This is a genomic window from Bradyrhizobium erythrophlei (genome assembly GCF_900142985.1).
Lineage (GTDB): Bacteria > Pseudomonadota > Alphaproteobacteria > Rhizobiales > Xanthobacteraceae > Bradyrhizobium > Bradyrhizobium erythrophlei_B.
In genome coordinates this window covers 2,783,980-2,798,976 of record NZ_LT670849.1, presented here as the reverse complement: position 1 = coordinate 2,798,976, position 14,997 = coordinate 2,783,980, and the positions used below count along the sequence as shown (strand labels likewise).

Genomic DNA, 14,997 nt, shown 5'->3' with positions numbered 1-14,997 from the left:
ACTGCGATGAACGAGCAGCCGGCTCCCTATCGGCCTAATCCAAAGCTGAAACGCGTCGAGAACGCTTTCGAAGGCTTGTTGTTCAACAGCCGTTGGTTGATGGCGCCGTTCTATCTCGGTCTCGTCATCTGCCTCGCGGTGATGTTGTTCAAATTCATCACGAAGCTGTGGGAGTTCATCCTCCACGCGTCGGCCGCCACCGAAGCCGATATCATCCTCGGTGCGCTCAGCCTGATCGACGTCTCGCTGATCGGCAATCTGATCCTGATCGTCGTCTTTTCCGGTTACGAGAATTTCGTCTCGCGGATCGATCCCGGCAACCACCCCGACTGGCCGGAATGGATGACCAAGGTCGATTTCGCCGGACTAAAGCAAAAGATGCTCGCCTCCATCGTGGCGATTTCGGCGATCCAGGTGTTGAAGGCGTTCATGAGCATCGACACGGTCTTTGAACCCCAGAAACTGGCCTGGCTGGTTGGCGTGCATCTGGTGTTCGTGGTTTCGGCCGTGATGCTGGCGCTGTCCGATCGCTGGGGCAGCGATCACTGAAGCGAAGGGCGTTCGCTTCGCTGCTTCATTATGCCGGACCTTACGGCTGGCCTGCGCTCACGAACTTTTTGCTCGTCTTGTCGAGCACGAACAACGATCCCTCCGCCACGCCGAAATAGGCGCCGTGCAACTGCATGTCGCCGCCCTCGACCGCCTTGCGCACAAAGGGAAACGTCGTCAGGTTTTCCAGACTGCGGAACACGGCGGCCTTTTCGATCCGTTCCGTGAACTCGGCCATGCTCTCCCGGTCGCGTTGCTCGACGACCTCGCCCGGCTTCACGAACATTGCCATCCACTTGCCGATGAAATCGCCCGGCGACAGCGGTGCGGCCTTGTCGATGAAGGCGCGGATGCCGCCGCACTGTGCGTGGCCGAGTACCACAACGTGTTTGACCTTGAGAACGTTGACGGCATATTCCAGCGCGGCCGATACGCCGTGGGTGCCGCTGTCGGGTGCGTAGACCGGCACGAGGTTGGCGACGTTGCGCACCACGAACAGCTCGCCGGGACCGGCGTCGAAGATCACCTCCGGCGACACCCGCGAGTCACAGCAGCCGATCACCATGACTTCCGGCGCCTGGCCACCTTCGGAGAGCTCACGGTAACGCGATTGCTCGGTCGGCAGCCGCTGCGTGGCGAAGGTACGATAACCGTCGATGAGCTTTTGCGGGAAGGTGATCATTCGATAGTGGTCCGATTCTAACGTTCGCATCCCTTCTCAGCGGTCACTTTTGCGAACGTTAGAATCAAAAGGACCACTATCAAATATATGTCTCTAGTGGAGTTTCGGATTTGACATTCGCTTTCCGAATTTGCGGCTAGGCGGGTAGCGAATGCCAAATCCACTCCACTAGCTGCTAACCACATGCGACAGGCGGGAACAAGACTTTCGGAACCAAGCTTGAGATGTTAAGCCGTCGCCGGAAAAGGTCCATGCCGAAACAATAGGCTATTGGCAGTTCCGCTGGAGCTCGTTTCAAGAGCCGAACTCAAAGGGATGAAATCATGACCCATCCGCGCCGCAGCCTTCTGTTCATGCCCGGCTCGAATTCGCGCGCATTGGAAAAGGCGCGCATTCTTGCCGCCGACTGCATCATCCTCGACATCGAGGACTCGGTGGCGGCGGAAGCCAAGGGTCTGGCCCGCGACCAGATCGCCAAGGCGATCGAAGCCGGCGGATTCGGCAAGCGTGAAATCTGGATCCGGACCAACGCACTGGACACGCCGTTCTGGGCCGACGACGTCAAGATGGCCGCCAAGGCCAAGCCCCACGCCATTCTGGTGCCGAAAGTTTCCAGCGTCGATGACATCCGTACCATCAAAAGTGCGTTGCATGCGGCGAACGCCGACCCCTCGATCCGCGTCTGGGCCATGATCGAGACTGCGCGCGCCGTGCTGCACGCGGAGGAACTCGCAGCTAGCTCGCGCGATGTCGAGCCGCGCTTGTCAGGCTTTGTATTCGGCCCCAATGACATCTCGCGCGAGACGCGAATCCGCATGCAGCCGGGACGGGCGATCATGCTGCCGATGATCACGCACTGCATTCTGGCGACACGGGCTTACGGCCTCGAAATCCTCGACGGGCCCTACAGCGATTTCAGCAATGTCGATGGCTTCAATCAGGAATGCACGCAGGCGCGCGATCTCGGCTTCGACGGCAAGACGCTGATTCATCCGGGCCAGATCGAGGCCTGCAACGTCATCTTCACGCCACCGGCCGAGGAGGTCGAACGGGCGCGCAAGGTCATCGCCGCGTTCGAAAAGCCGGAGAATGCCGCGCGCGGCGCCATCTCACTCGATGGGCAGATGGTGGAGCGTCTGCACGCCGATATGGCGCGCCGCACGATCGCGATTGCGGATTCGATCGCCGCGATGGGGCGTTAAGCGCTACGCGACGCCGAACTTCTCCGCCGCCCAGGCGTGCAGACTGCCGGCGACGGGCTTCTGGTTGCCGCGTCCCTTCGGCGAGATGTGGAAGCCGATGATTTCGGGGTCGCGGATCAGGCCTGAAAAATCCTGCGGCTGAAAAAACAGCTCAGGTTCGGCGTGCACGGCATAGAATGACTTTTTCGGCAGCGCGAGGTTCAACTCGCCGGCGCGGTGCGCGAGTGCCGTGAGCGAGGCCGGACCATAGATCGCCAGGCGCACTTCCGACAGACGCGTCGTCCCGCGCAACCGGTGCAGCAGAAACGTCAGGCGATGCTGGAGCGACAACCAGTCCGGCGTCAATTCGTCCTGCGCCATCAACGCTTCGAAAGCCGAGACGATCGGATCGTTCGGCGGCAGGTACAAAACCGAGTTGCCGAGCTGGCGCGGCCGCTCCCACGCGAAATAGGGTTTTGCGGGATCGAGCTCGGCCGCCTTGAGCAGGAGAACGTCGGCGTCGAGCCAGAGCCCGGCGCTTTTCGCCATCAGCCGGATCCGGAAGAAATCCGAAAATTGCAGCATGGTCCGGTCGATCCAGACGCCATCGGGCCGTGCCGGACGCAGGCGTTCGGCGAAGGCGTGCGGCAGGATCGCTTCGGCTTCGGCATTGCCGACGCCATCAGGCAATTGCGCGATCGGCTCGAAGCTGTAGACGGTCACCTTGTGGCCGGCGGCGACCTGCGAACGCAGGCACAGACGCCGCAAACCGTCGAGCGGGCCGTGCCAGAAGGTGACGATTTCAGGACGCAGGACCATGGAGTTTTCAAGCTAAGCGTGAAGAAAACGCGTCACTGCCTGGTTGGAACGGACAGCAGCAACTTGGGAGCTGTCGTTTATCGCGAATGAACCCTTCGCAAAAGGGCGAAAGCCGACCTAACCCGCCGAGGCTTCGATAGCAGCCATGTCCTCGTCGGAGAGGCCGAAATGATGCCCGATTTCGTGGATCACCACATGGCGGACGATCCCTCCCAGCGTCTCGTCGTGCTCGGCCCAATAATCCAGGATCGGCCGCCGGTAGAGCCAGATCAGGTTGGGAAGCCTCGCGACGTCACCGCTGCTCTGCTGCGGCAGGCCGGTCCCCTGAAACAGGCCAAGCAGATCGAATTCGCTCTCCGCGTCCATCTCGTCGAGAACTTCGTCGGTCGGGAAATCCTCCACTCGAAGGATCACGCCTTCACACAGGTCGTGGAAGGTTTTGGGCAGGCGGCCGAAGATGTCGTGCGCCATGGCTTCCATTTCGGCAAGCGACGGTGCTTTGGCTGTTGTCCACATGACGTTGTCCTGAGAGTTGAGGTCTTAGCCAAATCCCTTTGCCAGCAACACCACCGCCGTCGCGCCGGCTTTGCGGTCCCTGGATATTTCCAGATAGTCCGGCGAGTTGGCCCAAGCGGAGAAGGCGGTCTGGTCGGGAAACGACATCAGGACCAGCTTGTCGCATGCCCACACGCCTTCCACCACGGCCGGATTTTCGTCCGCCGACAGCAACCGTCCGCTGAATTTCTTGAACACGTCGAAAAAGCGGGCCTGATAGCGGTCGTAGGCCGCGCGATCGGTCATCTTGAGCTGCACGATGACATACACTGTCATGACCTTTTCCCCTCGCACGTCGTCGCTGGCTGCCTGTTTAGAGCAATTTCGCGACATGGCGGAACCGCGTCCAGCAAAATCCCGTGACACCGGCGTAACGGGTGACATCGCGCGCGGTTCGCTGGAAAATGGCCTGCCGCGGAGTTGACGTTGCCGCTGCAATCGGAGACCGTAGGGTCAATAACGAGTTTGGGGCGCGTCATATGGATTACAAGAAACTGGCAATTTCGGTGAGCTTCTCTGTCGCCATGACCGGCGCCGCTTCGCTGCTTGCGGTCAGCGCCGAAGCCCAGACGGCGCAGCAGGGCACACGCGTCGCGCAGGCGTTGACGCCAGACGATCTGGCTGCACGCCCAGCGCGCCCCCGTCCGCCGCGGCGGGTTCGCGTTTATCCGCGCACCCTCGCCGAGCCGGATGACGTGTATCCGCGCTATAATCCGGGCCCCGACGCGGTGCGGGTCTGCAACGCCACCTACGTGCAGGAATTCCGGCCGAGCGGCACCGTGATCGTGCCGCGCATGACCTGCGTCTGGCGCCGCGGCTAGTGCGGCGAATTTGAAGTTCCTATCAGTTTCGCCGCGAGTTGGTTAAAGGAACTTCAAATTCGAAGCCGCACTAGAAACAGTAAGTTGCTAGAGCTCCTTTGATTCCGAGGTTCGCATCAGAGGTCGCCGCGATATCATGCGAACCTCGGAATCGGAGCTCTAGTGATCCGGTTCTAAATTCGCATCCTACCAGACGCATATTCATCGTTTTGAAAGCCCGCGCTTGATCGCAGCCGCCAGGCTAGCGGCAAGGATCAGGGCCGCGCCGCCATAAATGACGATCGCGATTGCAAGCTGCGCCGCCGCGCTCGCCGTGCCGGGACCCGTGCCAGGTCCCTGAGAAGCAAATGCTGCTGTCGTGACTGTCACAGACAGAAACATTCCACCGGCAAGTGCACAAAGCCGAAGCGGAAGACTCATCGCGACCTCCTCCTTCACTCACGAAACGTCTTGTTCACTCAAGATACGTCGCGCGGCGAGATGCGTTTTTGGCACGCCTATTAAATTTTCCGCGCGCTCTGGAACACGATCATGAGTAGCGCATTGGTGATCCCGGCGCAGACACTCACTCCATTGACGTCGCTCCCTCCCAGCTTGCGGTCTGCGCTGTGGAGAGCGGCTGATCAGATCGGCCGCATGGCGCTGGCATTGTACCGGTCACCGAAGGGGAGATATCAATGAAGATGACGAGAGTTCTGGGCCTCGCTGCACTCGGCGCGGTATTGGTCCTTGCCGCTCCGGCCAAGCAGGCCCAGGCACTGTCGCTGGCGAATCCCGCCACGGTCACCACGATCCAGGAAGGCTCCAAGGCTTCGATGACGGAAGTCCGCTGGCATCGCCGCTGGCACCGGCACTGGCATCGCCGCCACTGGTAAGCTGGTGGAGTGACATCAACGGGCCCGCCCGACGCGGGCTCGTTTTTTATTCCCCCCAAGCTACAAATTTTTTTGCGCGGAACTGGTTCCGGCATTCGCAGTCGCTTGAATTGATGACTGAAACATTCATGGCGCGTTCAGATTGTTCGCTCTAGTTTCAATTCCAAGGATACCACTCATCGAAACATGACCGGCCAGGCTGACGCGTGTCATGCGCCGAGGCGGAGCTTTGCCTTGCAAAGCCAAAAGGACCACACCGATGATGCGTAGTTCAGTTCGATTGCTTTCGTGGCCACGTGCATTTGGCGCCTTGGCGCTCTTCATGTTGTCGATCTCCGGTCAGCAAGCCGACGCCCGTGGCATGCACGGCGGCGGTGGAGGCGGCAGTAGCCGCGGCGCGGGCGGCTGGAGCGGCGGTCACGGCTTTAGCGGTGGCGGCGTGAGCGGCTCGTTCGTTCGCGGCAGCGCGATCGGCGTTGGTGCTGCGACCGTTGTCGCACCCGCGGCTGTTGCAGGTGTCCCGCGATACGGCGTTCCCCGATATGCCGGCCACGGATTCGTTCGCCGGCATCATTTCGGCAGGGTTTTTGTCGGCGGCGTCTACTACGACGATTACCCGTATGACGATTCCACCTACTACGATGATCCGGTTTATCCCGCCTATCCTGTCGTCTATCCCGCTCCCGCCTTTGTCGCCGGAGGAGGCTGCCATCGGGTGTCGACCGTGCATGGCCCGCGCGTCGTCTGCCATCATCGCGTCAAGCGCCATTACCACCGCGCACACCGGCGCTTCCATCATCGCAGGCTTCATCACGCCTAACGTTGAGGTTCGAGACACGTGAGGTGAGGTGAGTCAGGCGCCCTCAACGGGCGCCTGATCCTTTTGGTGCGACGGCAAAGCTTTGTCGAAACCGCATGCGCGGCCGGTGGCCGGTTCAGATCCAGTCCTTGAGCTTCCAGGGCTTGATCTTCCATGGCGTCAGATTTTCCATCCGCCATTGCTCAAGGCGCACCGGCGGCCAGTTGCTCATCTTTGGAGCTTCCTTGGCGGCGGGGCTCTTGTTGACGCGCGGCATCACGCGCCGATAGCGCTGCGTTGTCGCTTCGCCGATCGTATCGACGAATTCAGGCTTGTCGGTTTTGTCGGCCATGACGGATACTTTCGTGGAGACACAAATGGGCTCCCACTGCCCGACAAGTCTGCGCGCAATCGGTTAACGGCGTCCTTCTTTGAGGACGCCGTTTTGACGCAAGTCGCGCTATTTAATGCCACTCCCGGATATCGACGAAGTGGCCGGCGATCGCGGCGGCCGCCGCCATAGCCGGCGAGACCAGGTGCGTGCGGCCCTTAAAGCCTTGGCGGCCCTCGAAATTGCGGTTCGAGGTCGAGGCGCAGCGCTCCTCGGGCTTGAGCTTGTCCGGGTTCATGGCCAGGCACATCGAGCAGCCGGGCTCGCGCCAGTCAAAACCGGCCTTGATGAAGATCTTGTCGAGACCTTCGGCTTCCGCCTGCTCCTTCACGATTCCCGAGCCGGGCACGATCATCGCATAGACATTGGCGTTCACCGTCTTGCCGGCTGCAATCTTGGCCGCCGCGCGCAAGTCCTCGATGCGTCCGTTGGTGCAGGAACCGATGAAGACGCGGTCGAGCTTGATGTCGGTGATCTTGGTGCCGGCCGTCAGTCCCATGTAGTTGAGTGCGCGCTGCTTCGAGAGGCGCTGGGCTTCGTCGGCGATCTTGTCGGGGTCCGGCACGCTTCCGGTGATGGACGCGACGTCTTCGGGCGAGGTGCCCCAGGTCACGATCGGCGGCAGCTTGGCTGCATCCAACCTGATCTCACGGTCGAAATGCGCGCCGTCATCGCTGCGCAGGCTTTCCCAGTATCGCACCGCTGCATCCCAGGCTGCGCCTTTTGGCGACTTCGGCCGGCCCTTGAGGAATTCGTAGGCGGTTTGATCGGGCGCAATCAGGCCGGCGCGCGCGCCACCTTCGATCGACATGTTGCAGACCGTCATGCGGCCTTCCATCGACAGCGCGCGAATCGCCCCGCCGGCATATTCCAGCACGTAGCCGGTGCCGCCCGCGGTGCCGATCTCGCCGATGATCGACAGGATGATGTCCTTGCCGGTGACGCCGTCCGGCAACTTGCCGTCGACGACCACGCGCATGTTCTTGGCCTTCTTCTGGATCAGGGTTTGTGTCGCCAGCACATGCTCGACCTCGGAGGTGCCGATGCCGTGCGCCAGCGCGCCGAACGCACCGTGGGTCGATGTGTGGCTGTCGCCGCAGACGACCGTGGTGCCGGGCAGGGTAAAGCCCTGCTCGGGGCCGATGACGTGAACGATGCCCTGGCGGCGATCGAACTCATTGAAGTATTCGATACCGAAATGCTTGGCGTTTTCGGCGAGCACGGCGATCTGCTCGGCGCTTTCCGGATCGGGATTGGGCTTGCTGCGATCGGAGGTCGGCACGTTGTGGTCGACGACGGCCAGCGTCTTTTCAGGCGCACGGACTTTTCGCCCCGAGACGCGCAGGCCTTCGAACGCCTGCGGCGAGGTCACTTCGTGCACCAGATGGCGGTCGATATAGATCAGGCTGGTGCCGTCTTCGGCTTCGTGAACCAGATGATCGTTCCAGATCTTGTCGTACAGGGTTGTCGGCTTGGACATGAGCGTGAGCTCCTAAAATCGAAATCGTTGCGAGACGGAAAACGCGCCGAATAGCGGCGCCACATCAAAGCGGGCGCGCAAGTTCCGAGGTCGCCGACGTCGCAAACCGCCCGAAGAAGCGGCCGGGCAGGCGCGCGTGATCGTCGATGACGATCCGTCGAGGGGCAGTGCTGGTATGATCTAGTACCATTTGAGATCGTATATAGCATGCGCAGGCGTCAACGCGAGATGCCTTCGCGCCAGACTGCTCTGCGAAAGGCGGTCCACCGGCAACAAAAAAGCGCGGGGCGAACCCCGCGCTCTCGAACAAGCCGTTATGGGGCTCGAATTACTCGCCAACAGCCTTGGCGTGGTCGGTTTTCTCGACAATGCGCGCCGACTTGCCGCGCAGATTGCGCAGGTAATAGAGCTTGGCGCGGCGCACCTTGCCGCGGCGCACCACCTTGATCGAATCGATCATCGGCGACATCACCGGGAAGACGCGCTCGACGCCTTCGCCGTAGGAAATCTTGCGCACGGTGAAGCTCTCGTTGAGGCCGCCGCCGGAACGGCCGATGCAAACGCCTTCATAGGCCTGCACGCGGGTGCGATCGCCTTCGACCACCTTGACGTTGACGATCACGGTGTCGCCCGGCGCGAAATCCGGAATGTCCTTGCCGGCGGACATCTTTTCGAATTGCTCTTTTTCGAGCTGCTGAATGAGGTTCATTGGTAATCTCCATCGGCGGCGCGCCCTGCCAACCCGGGGGGCTCGCGATCCATGCCGTCACTTCTCGGAATTGGCGCTCGTATAAGGCAAAGGGTGAGCTTTGTCACTCCTTTGTCGTGCTTTTTGATGCCTTTTCGAAAGCCCGCCATAAGTCCGGCCGCCGCGCCCTTGTCAGGGCCTCTGCCTCCGCTTTCCGCCAGGCGGCAACCTTGGCGTGGTCGCCCGAGGTCAGGATTTCCGGGATTGGACGCCCCTCGAAGGTCTGAGGACGGGTATATTGGGGGTATTCCAGTAGGGATTCGGCAAAACTCTCTTCGGACGCGGATTCCGCTCTTCCCATCACCCCCGGCAGCAGCCGGACGCAGGCGTCGATCAGGGCCATGGCGGCGATTTCGCCGCCCGACAGCACATAGTCGCCGATCGAGACCTCCTCGAGCTGGCGGGCTTCGATCACCCGCTGGTCCACCCCCTCGAAGCGGCCGCAAATGACCAATGGACCCGACCCGGCAGCGAGTTCCCGCACCCGCGACTGGGTCAATGGCCGACCCCGCGGGCTCATCAGCAAATGCGGCCGGTCAGGAGCTGCGGCCGCAGCATCGATCGCCGCCGCCAGAACATCAGCGCGCAGCACCATGCCGGGGCCGCCGCCGGCGGGCGTGTCGTCGACGCTGCGATGGCGGTCGGTGGCAGAATCGCGGATGTCGCGCGCTTCCAGCGCCCAGACCCCGGAGGCAAGCGCCTTGCCCGCGAGGCTCACGCCGAGCGGCCCCGGAAACATCTCCGGAAACAGGGTCAGAACGGTCGCGCGCCAGGGTGAAGTCATGGCTCTGCATCGCCTGGTTTATCGCCTTCGACTTCCTTCGGCATTTCGATCACGACGCGGCCGCCGGCGATATCGACGGTCGGCACCACGGCGTTGGAAAACGGCAACAGGATCGTCGTACCGTTCGGCGGCGCGATCTCGATGATATCGCCGGCGCCGAAATTATGGATCGCAATCACGCGGCCGAGCAACTCACCAACGGTCGTTACCGCGTCGAGCCCGATCAGGTCGGCGTGATAATATTCGTCGTCATCGGTCTCGGGCAGTTTGTCGCGCGGAATATAGAGCTCGACGCCGTTGAGGCGCTCGGCGTCGTTGCGGGTCGCAACACCCTTGAAGGTGACAACCAGGTGGTCCTTGGCCTCGCGCGCGCTGGTCAATTCAAAGTGGCGCGCGCCGTCTTTGGTCGAGAGCGGACCATAGTCCTTCACCGCAAACGGATCTTCGGTGAAGGTCCATAGCTTGACGGCACCGCGCACGCCGTGCGCAGCGCCGATTCTGGCGACGCAGACCTGTGCAGGCACCGTCGCCTTCCGGAAGGCTTACGACTTCGCGGCGGCTTCGGCCTGCGCCTTGCGCTCCTTGCGCGGCACGGCCTTTTCCGGGTTGTTGCGCTTCTCGCGCTTCTTCACGCCGGCGGCGTCGAGGAAACGCATCACGCGGTCCGACGGCTGCGCGCCCTTCGCGAGCCAGGCCTTGAGCTTGTCCATGTCGAGCTTCAGCCGCTCGGTGTTGTCCTTGGGCAGCAGCGGATTGAAATGGCCGAGGCGCTCGATGAAGCGGCCGTCGCGCGGAAAGCGCGAGTCGGCAACGACGACGTGATAGACGGGACGCTTCTTGGTGCCTGCGCGGGCGAGGCGGATAACGACTGACATCTGGTTCTCCTTAAGACTGTGTGTTTGTTCGAACGAGGGTGAATCTTGCAGCTATTTCTTCTTGCCGAGGCCTGGAAAGCCGCCGAGGCCGGGAAGCGTCGGCTTGTTCGGCAGTCCTGTGAGCCCCGGTACGTTCGGCAAACCGGTCCGAAGGCCGGCGGGAAGTTCTTTCGGCAGGCTAGGCATGCCTTCCGGCAGTCCGCCGCCTTTCATTTTCTCGGCCATCGCTTTCATCTGATCGGGTGACGGCATGGCGCCGCCGCCAAAGCCCATCGCCTGCGCGATACCCGCGAGCGGGCCGCGCTTGCCCGAACCCATGGCCTTCATCATGTCGGCCATGTTCCGGTGCATCTTGAGCAGCTTGTTGAGGTCTTCGACTTTGCCGCCGGCGCCGGCCGCGATCCGCTTCTTGCGGCTGGCCTTGAGAATGTCCGGGCTCTTGCGTTCCTGCCGCGTCATCGAATCGATCAACGCGACCTGGCGCTTGATGATCTTGTCGTCGATCCCGGCGTTCGCGATCTGGTTCTTCATCTTGGCAACGCCAGGCATCATGCCCATCAGGCCGGAGATGCCGCCCATGCTCGCCATTTGCAGCAACTGCTCGCGCATGTCGGAAAGGTCGAACTGGCCCTTGCGCATCCGCTCGGCGGTGCGCGCGGCTTTTTCCGCGTCGATATTGGCGGCGGCCTTCTCGACCAGCGAGACCACGTCGCCCATGCCGAGAATGCGCCCGGCGATACGTGAGGGGTGAAAATCTTCCAGCGCATCGGTCTTTTCGCCGGTGCCCATCAGCTTGATCGGTTTGCCGGTGACCGCGCGCATCGACAGCGCCGCGCCGCCGCGGCCGTCGCCGTCGACGCGCGTCAGCGCGATACCCGTGAGCCCGACGCGCTGATCGAACGCGCGCGCCAGATTCACCGCGTCCTGGCCGGTGAGCGAATCCGCGACCAGCAGAACTTCGTGCGGATTGGCGGTCGCCTTGATCTCCGCCGCTTCGCTCATCATCTCTTCGTCGAGCGTGGTGCGGCCGGCGGTGTCGAGCAGCACCACGTCGTAGCCGCCGAGCTTGCCGGCCTCGAGCGCCCGCTTGGCGATCTGCGCCGGCTTCTGTCCGTCGACGATCGGCAGCGTCGGAATATCGAGGTCGCGCCCGAGCACCGCGAGCTGCTCCATCGCCGCGGGGCGGTAGATATCGAGCGAGGCCATCAGCACCTTGCGCTTGTCGCGCTGGACCATGCGGCGGGCGAGTTTGGCGGTGGTCGTGGTTTTGCCGGAGCCTTGCAGGCCGACCATCATGATCGCGACTGGCGGCACCGCATGGAGGTCGATGCTCTGGCCGTCGGAGCCGAGCGTGGCGACGAGCTCGTCATGGACGATCTTGACCACCATCTGGCCGGGCGTGACCGATTTGACGACGGTGGCGCCGATCGCCTGCTCGCGCACGCGTTCGGTGAAGGAGCGGACGACGTCGAGCGAGACGTCGGCCTCCAGCAGCGCGCGCCGTACCTCGCGCATCGCCGCGTCGACATCGGCCTCCGTCAGCGCGCCGCGCCGCGTCAGCCGATCGAGAATGCCACCCAGCTTTTCCGACAGATTGTCGAACAAGTGCTGCTCCAAACACGTTTGCGCCCGAGGGCGCATCGCGCTGTCGGGCGTTAGCCTCCGGCCTCTGGGGCCGGTCGGCGGGTCGAAAAGGACAATCTTTTCGATGAATTGGGCGGGTTTAAACGCCTCAAACGGCCAAAAGTCAAGGAAAAGCCTGATCCAGGCTGGCGCGTTCGTGAACCCGCCGGCATTGCTTTCCCCTTGCGCAGCCGGGCCTTTTCACCGCCAATCCCTGCCCCATGCACGGTTCCAGCAACAAGCCTCCTTCCGACCATTTCGATGGCCGGGTTTTCTTCGACCCCGACGGCGTGCCGCCCAAAAAGCTCAGCGATGTGCTGCGCTGGCAGTTCGGCAGCAATCGCAAGCGCGCGGTGTGGCCGGAATGGGCGCCCAGTCCCCATGCCGACACCCCGCCTGCGCGCGTCGACGGCGATAAAGCGCGGCTGTCGTTCGTGGGGCATGCGAGCTGGCTGATCCAGACCGCGGGCCTCAACATCCTGGTCGATCCCGTCTGGTCGGAGCGGGTCTCGCCCTTTGCCTTTGCCGGGCCAAAACGACACAACGACCCCGGCGTCGCCTTTGATGCCTTGCCCGATATCGATGTCGTACTGGTCTCGCACGGCCATTACGATCATCTCGACGTTGCCACGCTGTCGAGATTAGCGAAAAAATTCTCGCCGCGCGTGATCACGCCGCTCGGCAACGATCTCACCATGCGCAATGCGGACTCAAAAATTCGCGCCGAGGCGTTCGATTGGCGGGATCGTGTCGAACTCGGCAACGGCGTCGCCGTGACCTTGGTGCCGACACGGCACTGGTCGGCGCGCGGGCTGTTCGACCGCAATCGTCAGCTATGGGCGAGTTTTGTCCTGGAGACGCCGGCCGGGAAAATCTACGCCGTTGGCGATTCCGGTTACGGCGAGGGTAAGCACTTTCGCGATGTCGGAAGGGCGCATGGCCCGTTGCGGCTGGCGTTGTTGCCGATCGGCGCCTATGAGCCGCGCTGGTTCATGAAGGACCAGCACATGAATCCCGCCGACGCGGTGATGGCACTCGCCGATTGTGGTGCGGCGCAGGCGCTCGCCCATCACAACGGCACGTTTCAGCTCACGGACGAAGCGATCGACGCGCCGGTGATCGCGCTTGCGCAAGCGCTCGACGCAGCGAAGATCCCGCGCGAACGCTTCGTCGCGCTCAAGCCGGGCCAGGTGTTCGAGATTTAGTTGTCATTGCGCTCGCAATGACGAGACCTTACGGCTCTTTCTTGATCGCCCAGGTCATGCCGACCGTGATCGAGAGCGTCTCCTCGCCCTGCGCGATCGGCACAGGCGCGGCCGCCATCGGCGCCGCCATCCGGGCGCGGAACAGCGGCTGCGCGGCGCCCTCTTCCGAGATGCTCAAGGGTGCGCCGAGCGTGACGCCCGCCGCCTTCGCATAGATCTCGGCCTTGCGGCGGGCATCGGCGACCGCCTGTCCGCGCGCATCGTCGAGCAGTTTCGAGGCCTGCGACACCATGAAATTGATGCCGCCGATTTCGTTGGCGCCGGCGGTGACCAGCGTATCGATGATGCTGGCGACCTTGGTGACGTCGCGCAGGCGGATCGTCACGCGGTTGCTGGCGCGATAGCTGGTGATGGCGGCAGGTCCGCTGGACTTGGCCGAGGAATATTGCGGCTGCAATGACAGGCGTGAGGTCTGGTAGTCCTTTTCGTCGAGGCCTGTGCCCTTGAGCGCCAGCAGCACCTTGCCCATCGCAGCGTTGTTGGCGTCGGACGCCTCGCGCGCGCTTTTCGCCTCCGATGTCACGCCGGCATCGATCTGCGCCAGATCCGGTGGCACCGAAATGCGAGCTTCGCCGGTGACGGAGATAAAGGACGGCGGCTGATCTCCTTCGGCGCAGGCGGGCGCAGCGAAGGCCGTGCCCGCAACCGCAGCAACAAAGAAAGCGCGAGAGAAAATCCGCCTGCTCATCAAGCCCTCACTTCAGCGGAACGTAAACATTGATCACCAGCTTGTCCTCGTTCGTCTTGAGGGGATCGGTGACGTACTCCTCGATGAAGGTGTCTTTGGCTTCGAGCTTCTTGTCGTCGAGGTGATTGGTGATGGCCTCGTAGGTGTTGTCCATGTTCTCGTATGAGCCGCGATGGACGAACTTGAGCGCCTTGCCTTCGGGCGACTTGGCGACGGTGATCGTCTTCGGCAGGTCCTTCGGTTCCTGCTCGACCGGAATTTCCGCCAGATAGCTGAAGCCGGTGTCGTCCGTGGAGGTGTAGACGATCATCGAATTGCCGGCGGCCTTGCCGCCCTGCTTCGCAAGTTCGGCGGACAGCGTCTTCAATGACGCCAGCAGCGTCTCGAACGCGGTGTCCCAGTTCGCCGTGCCCTTGGTGGCGATGACAGTTTTCGACGCCAGCGCGATCTGCTCGCCGAAGGGATCGGCGGCCTGAACCGGCGCGGGAGCGGGAGGCGTGGTCGACGGCAGGTCGCCCGGAGATTTGGTCTCGGCCGGCGGCGGGGCGGGCGTCGCCGAGGGGGCAGGGGTGGAAGGAGCGGGCGCGGGCGTCTGTGCGCGGGCGGCAGGGAGTGCAGCGGCAACCATCGGGACCAGCGCGACCAGGGCGACGCGGAAAAAGCTGGCGTAGTTCATCGGGGTCCTCTCCATGGCCTTTCTGGCCCGCATGCGCGAATCCCGGATGTCTAACACGCAAGCGTGGCGTTCGTCCCGTGCCAGATATTTACCGATATTTCATGCCTCCTCCCCGCCGGGCAAGGACCTGCGACACAGATAAACCACATCTAGCTAAAATGCCGGCGTTGGCCATATAAGACTGGC

21 protein-coding genes are annotated in these 14,997 nt (G+C 62.6%); 6 read left to right on the top strand and 15 right to left on the bottom strand.

What is annotated here, in order from left to right:
- The first annotated feature begins 6 nt into the window (after window positions 1-6).
- Window positions 7-549: a TIGR00645 family protein gene (locus BUA38_RS12905; protein ID WP_072818266.1), complete on the top strand. Its 543-nt coding sequence runs from the start codon at window positions 7-9 to the stop codon at window positions 547-549.
- Between the two features lie 40 nt (window positions 550-589).
- Here BUA38_RS12905 and BUA38_RS12900 read toward each other — a convergent pair whose 3' ends face one another.
- Window positions 590-1,231 carry a carbonic anhydrase gene (locus BUA38_RS12900; protein ID WP_072818265.1) on the bottom strand — a complete coding sequence of 214 codons (642 nt, stop codon included), beginning with the start codon at window positions 1,229-1,231 and terminating at the stop codon, window positions 590-592.
- A gap of 323 nt (window positions 1,232-1,554) precedes the next feature.
- Here BUA38_RS12900 and BUA38_RS12895 point away from each other — a divergent pair, with 323 nt between their 5' ends.
- A complete protein-coding gene (locus tag BUA38_RS12895) occupies window positions 1,555-2,433 on the top strand; it encodes an HpcH/HpaI aldolase/citrate lyase family protein (RefSeq protein WP_072818264.1) in 879 nt (292 codons plus the stop codon).
- A 3-nt stretch (window positions 2,434-2,436) separates the two neighbouring features.
- On the opposite strand, the gene BUA38_RS12890 is transcribed toward BUA38_RS12895, so the two are convergent.
- The 3 genes from BUA38_RS12890 to BUA38_RS12880 all read right to left on the bottom strand — a co-directional run bounded on the left by BUA38_RS12890 (window position 2,437) and on the right by BUA38_RS12880 (window position 4,062).
- Window positions 2,437-3,225, bottom strand: a complete 789-nt coding sequence (locus tag BUA38_RS12890) for a hypothetical protein (RefSeq protein WP_072826079.1) — start codon at window positions 3,223-3,225, stop codon at window positions 2,437-2,439.
- A 123-nt stretch (window positions 3,226-3,348) separates the two neighbouring features.
- Entirely contained in the window at window positions 3,349-3,747 is a 399-nt protein-coding gene (locus tag BUA38_RS12885; protein ID WP_072818263.1) for a metallopeptidase family protein, read from the bottom strand.
- Window positions 3,748-3,771: 24 nt separating this feature from the next.
- On the bottom strand, window positions 3,772-4,062 hold the full coding sequence (locus tag BUA38_RS12880) for a DUF1330 domain-containing protein (protein ID WP_072826078.1): 291 nt from the start codon (window positions 4,060-4,062) through the stop codon (window positions 3,772-3,774).
- Window positions 4,063-4,310: 248 nt separating this feature from the next.
- Here BUA38_RS12880 and BUA38_RS12875 point away from each other — a divergent pair, with 248 nt between their 5' ends.
- The gene (locus BUA38_RS12875; RefSeq protein ID WP_072826077.1) at window positions 4,311-4,607 is read left to right on the top strand and encodes a hypothetical protein; all 297 of its coding nucleotides are present in this window, start codon (window positions 4,311-4,313) and stop codon (window positions 4,605-4,607) included.
- A gap of 201 nt (window positions 4,608-4,808) precedes the next feature.
- Here BUA38_RS12875 and BUA38_RS12870 read toward each other — a convergent pair whose 3' ends face one another.
- Window positions 4,809-5,027 (bottom strand): hypothetical protein, encoded by a 219-nt coding sequence (locus tag BUA38_RS12870; protein WP_156898510.1) that lies wholly within the window; start codon window positions 5,025-5,027, stop codon window positions 4,809-4,811.
- A 257-nt stretch (window positions 5,028-5,284) separates the two neighbouring features.
- On the opposite strand from BUA38_RS12870, the gene BUA38_RS12865 reads away from it, so the two are divergent.
- Entirely contained in the window at window positions 5,285-5,482 is a 198-nt protein-coding gene (locus BUA38_RS12865; protein WP_072818261.1) for a hypothetical protein, read from the top strand.
- A gap of 126 nt (window positions 5,483-5,608) precedes the next feature.
- On the opposite strand, the gene BUA38_RS36690 is transcribed toward BUA38_RS12865, so the two are convergent.
- Window positions 5,609-5,806, bottom strand: coding sequence for a hypothetical protein (locus BUA38_RS36690; RefSeq protein ID WP_156898509.1), 198 nt, complete (start codon window positions 5,804-5,806; stop codon window positions 5,609-5,611).
- Here BUA38_RS36690 and BUA38_RS12860 point away from each other — a divergent pair.
- Window positions 5,805-6,302: a hypothetical protein gene (locus tag BUA38_RS12860; protein ID WP_156898508.1), complete on the top strand. Its 498-nt coding sequence runs from the start codon at window positions 5,805-5,807 to the stop codon at window positions 6,300-6,302. The two genes, BUA38_RS36690 and BUA38_RS12860, sit on opposite strands and share 2 nt — an antisense overlap.
- A gap of 115 nt (window positions 6,303-6,417) precedes the next feature.
- Here the strand turns inward: BUA38_RS12860 and BUA38_RS12855 are convergent, their stop codons facing one another.
- The 7 genes from BUA38_RS12855 to ffh all read right to left on the bottom strand — a co-directional run bounded on the left by BUA38_RS12855 (window position 6,418) and on the right by ffh (window position 12,164).
- A complete protein-coding gene (locus tag BUA38_RS12855; protein WP_072818259.1) occupies window positions 6,418-6,633 on the bottom strand; it encodes a hypothetical protein in 216 nt (71 codons plus the stop codon).
- A 112-nt stretch (window positions 6,634-6,745) separates the two neighbouring features.
- On the bottom strand, window positions 6,746-8,152 hold the full coding sequence (gene leuC, locus BUA38_RS12850; RefSeq protein ID WP_072818258.1) for a 3-isopropylmalate dehydratase large subunit: 1,407 nt from the start codon (window positions 8,150-8,152) through the stop codon (window positions 6,746-6,748).
- Window positions 8,153-8,480: 328 nt separating this feature from the next.
- Window positions 8,481-8,861, bottom strand: a complete 381-nt coding sequence (rplS, locus tag BUA38_RS12845; protein ID WP_072818257.1) for a 50S ribosomal protein L19 — start codon at window positions 8,859-8,861, stop codon at window positions 8,481-8,483.
- 103 nt (window positions 8,862-8,964) lie between these two features.
- The gene (gene trmD, locus BUA38_RS12840; protein ID WP_072818256.1) at window positions 8,965-9,684 is read right to left on the bottom strand and encodes a tRNA (guanosine(37)-N1)-methyltransferase TrmD; all 720 of its coding nucleotides are present in this window, start codon (window positions 9,682-9,684) and stop codon (window positions 8,965-8,967) included.
- Window positions 9,681-10,208, bottom strand: coding sequence for a ribosome maturation factor RimM (rimM, locus tag BUA38_RS12835; protein ID WP_072818255.1), 528 nt, complete (start codon window positions 10,206-10,208; stop codon window positions 9,681-9,683). Before rimM ends, trmD begins: the two co-directional genes overlap by 4 nt.
- Before the next feature lie 18 nt (window positions 10,209-10,226).
- Complete coding sequence (gene rpsP / locus BUA38_RS12830) at window positions 10,227-10,559, bottom strand: 30S ribosomal protein S16 (protein WP_072818254.1); 333 nt, start codon at window positions 10,557-10,559, stop codon at window positions 10,227-10,229.
- A 51-nt stretch (window positions 10,560-10,610) separates the two neighbouring features.
- On the bottom strand, window positions 10,611-12,164 hold the full coding sequence (gene ffh, locus BUA38_RS12825; protein ID WP_072818253.1) for a signal recognition particle protein: 1,554 nt from the start codon (window positions 12,162-12,164) through the stop codon (window positions 10,611-10,613).
- Window positions 12,165-12,403: 239 nt separating this feature from the next.
- On the opposite strand from ffh, the gene BUA38_RS12820 reads away from it, so the two are divergent.
- Window positions 12,404-13,387, top strand: coding sequence for an MBL fold metallo-hydrolase (locus BUA38_RS12820; protein WP_072818252.1), 984 nt, complete (start codon window positions 12,404-12,406; stop codon window positions 13,385-13,387).
- Between the two features lie 28 nt (window positions 13,388-13,415).
- Here the strand turns inward: BUA38_RS12820 and BUA38_RS12815 are convergent, their stop codons facing one another.
- On the bottom strand, window positions 13,416-14,135 hold the full coding sequence (locus BUA38_RS12815) for an SIMPL domain-containing protein (RefSeq protein WP_072818251.1): 720 nt from the start codon (window positions 14,133-14,135) through the stop codon (window positions 13,416-13,418).
- A 7-nt stretch (window positions 14,136-14,142) separates the two neighbouring features.
- On the bottom strand, window positions 14,143-14,811 hold the full coding sequence (locus tag BUA38_RS12810; RefSeq protein WP_072826076.1) for a GyrI-like domain-containing protein: 669 nt from the start codon (window positions 14,809-14,811) through the stop codon (window positions 14,143-14,145).
- Window positions 14,812-14,997 lie beyond the last annotated feature (186 nt).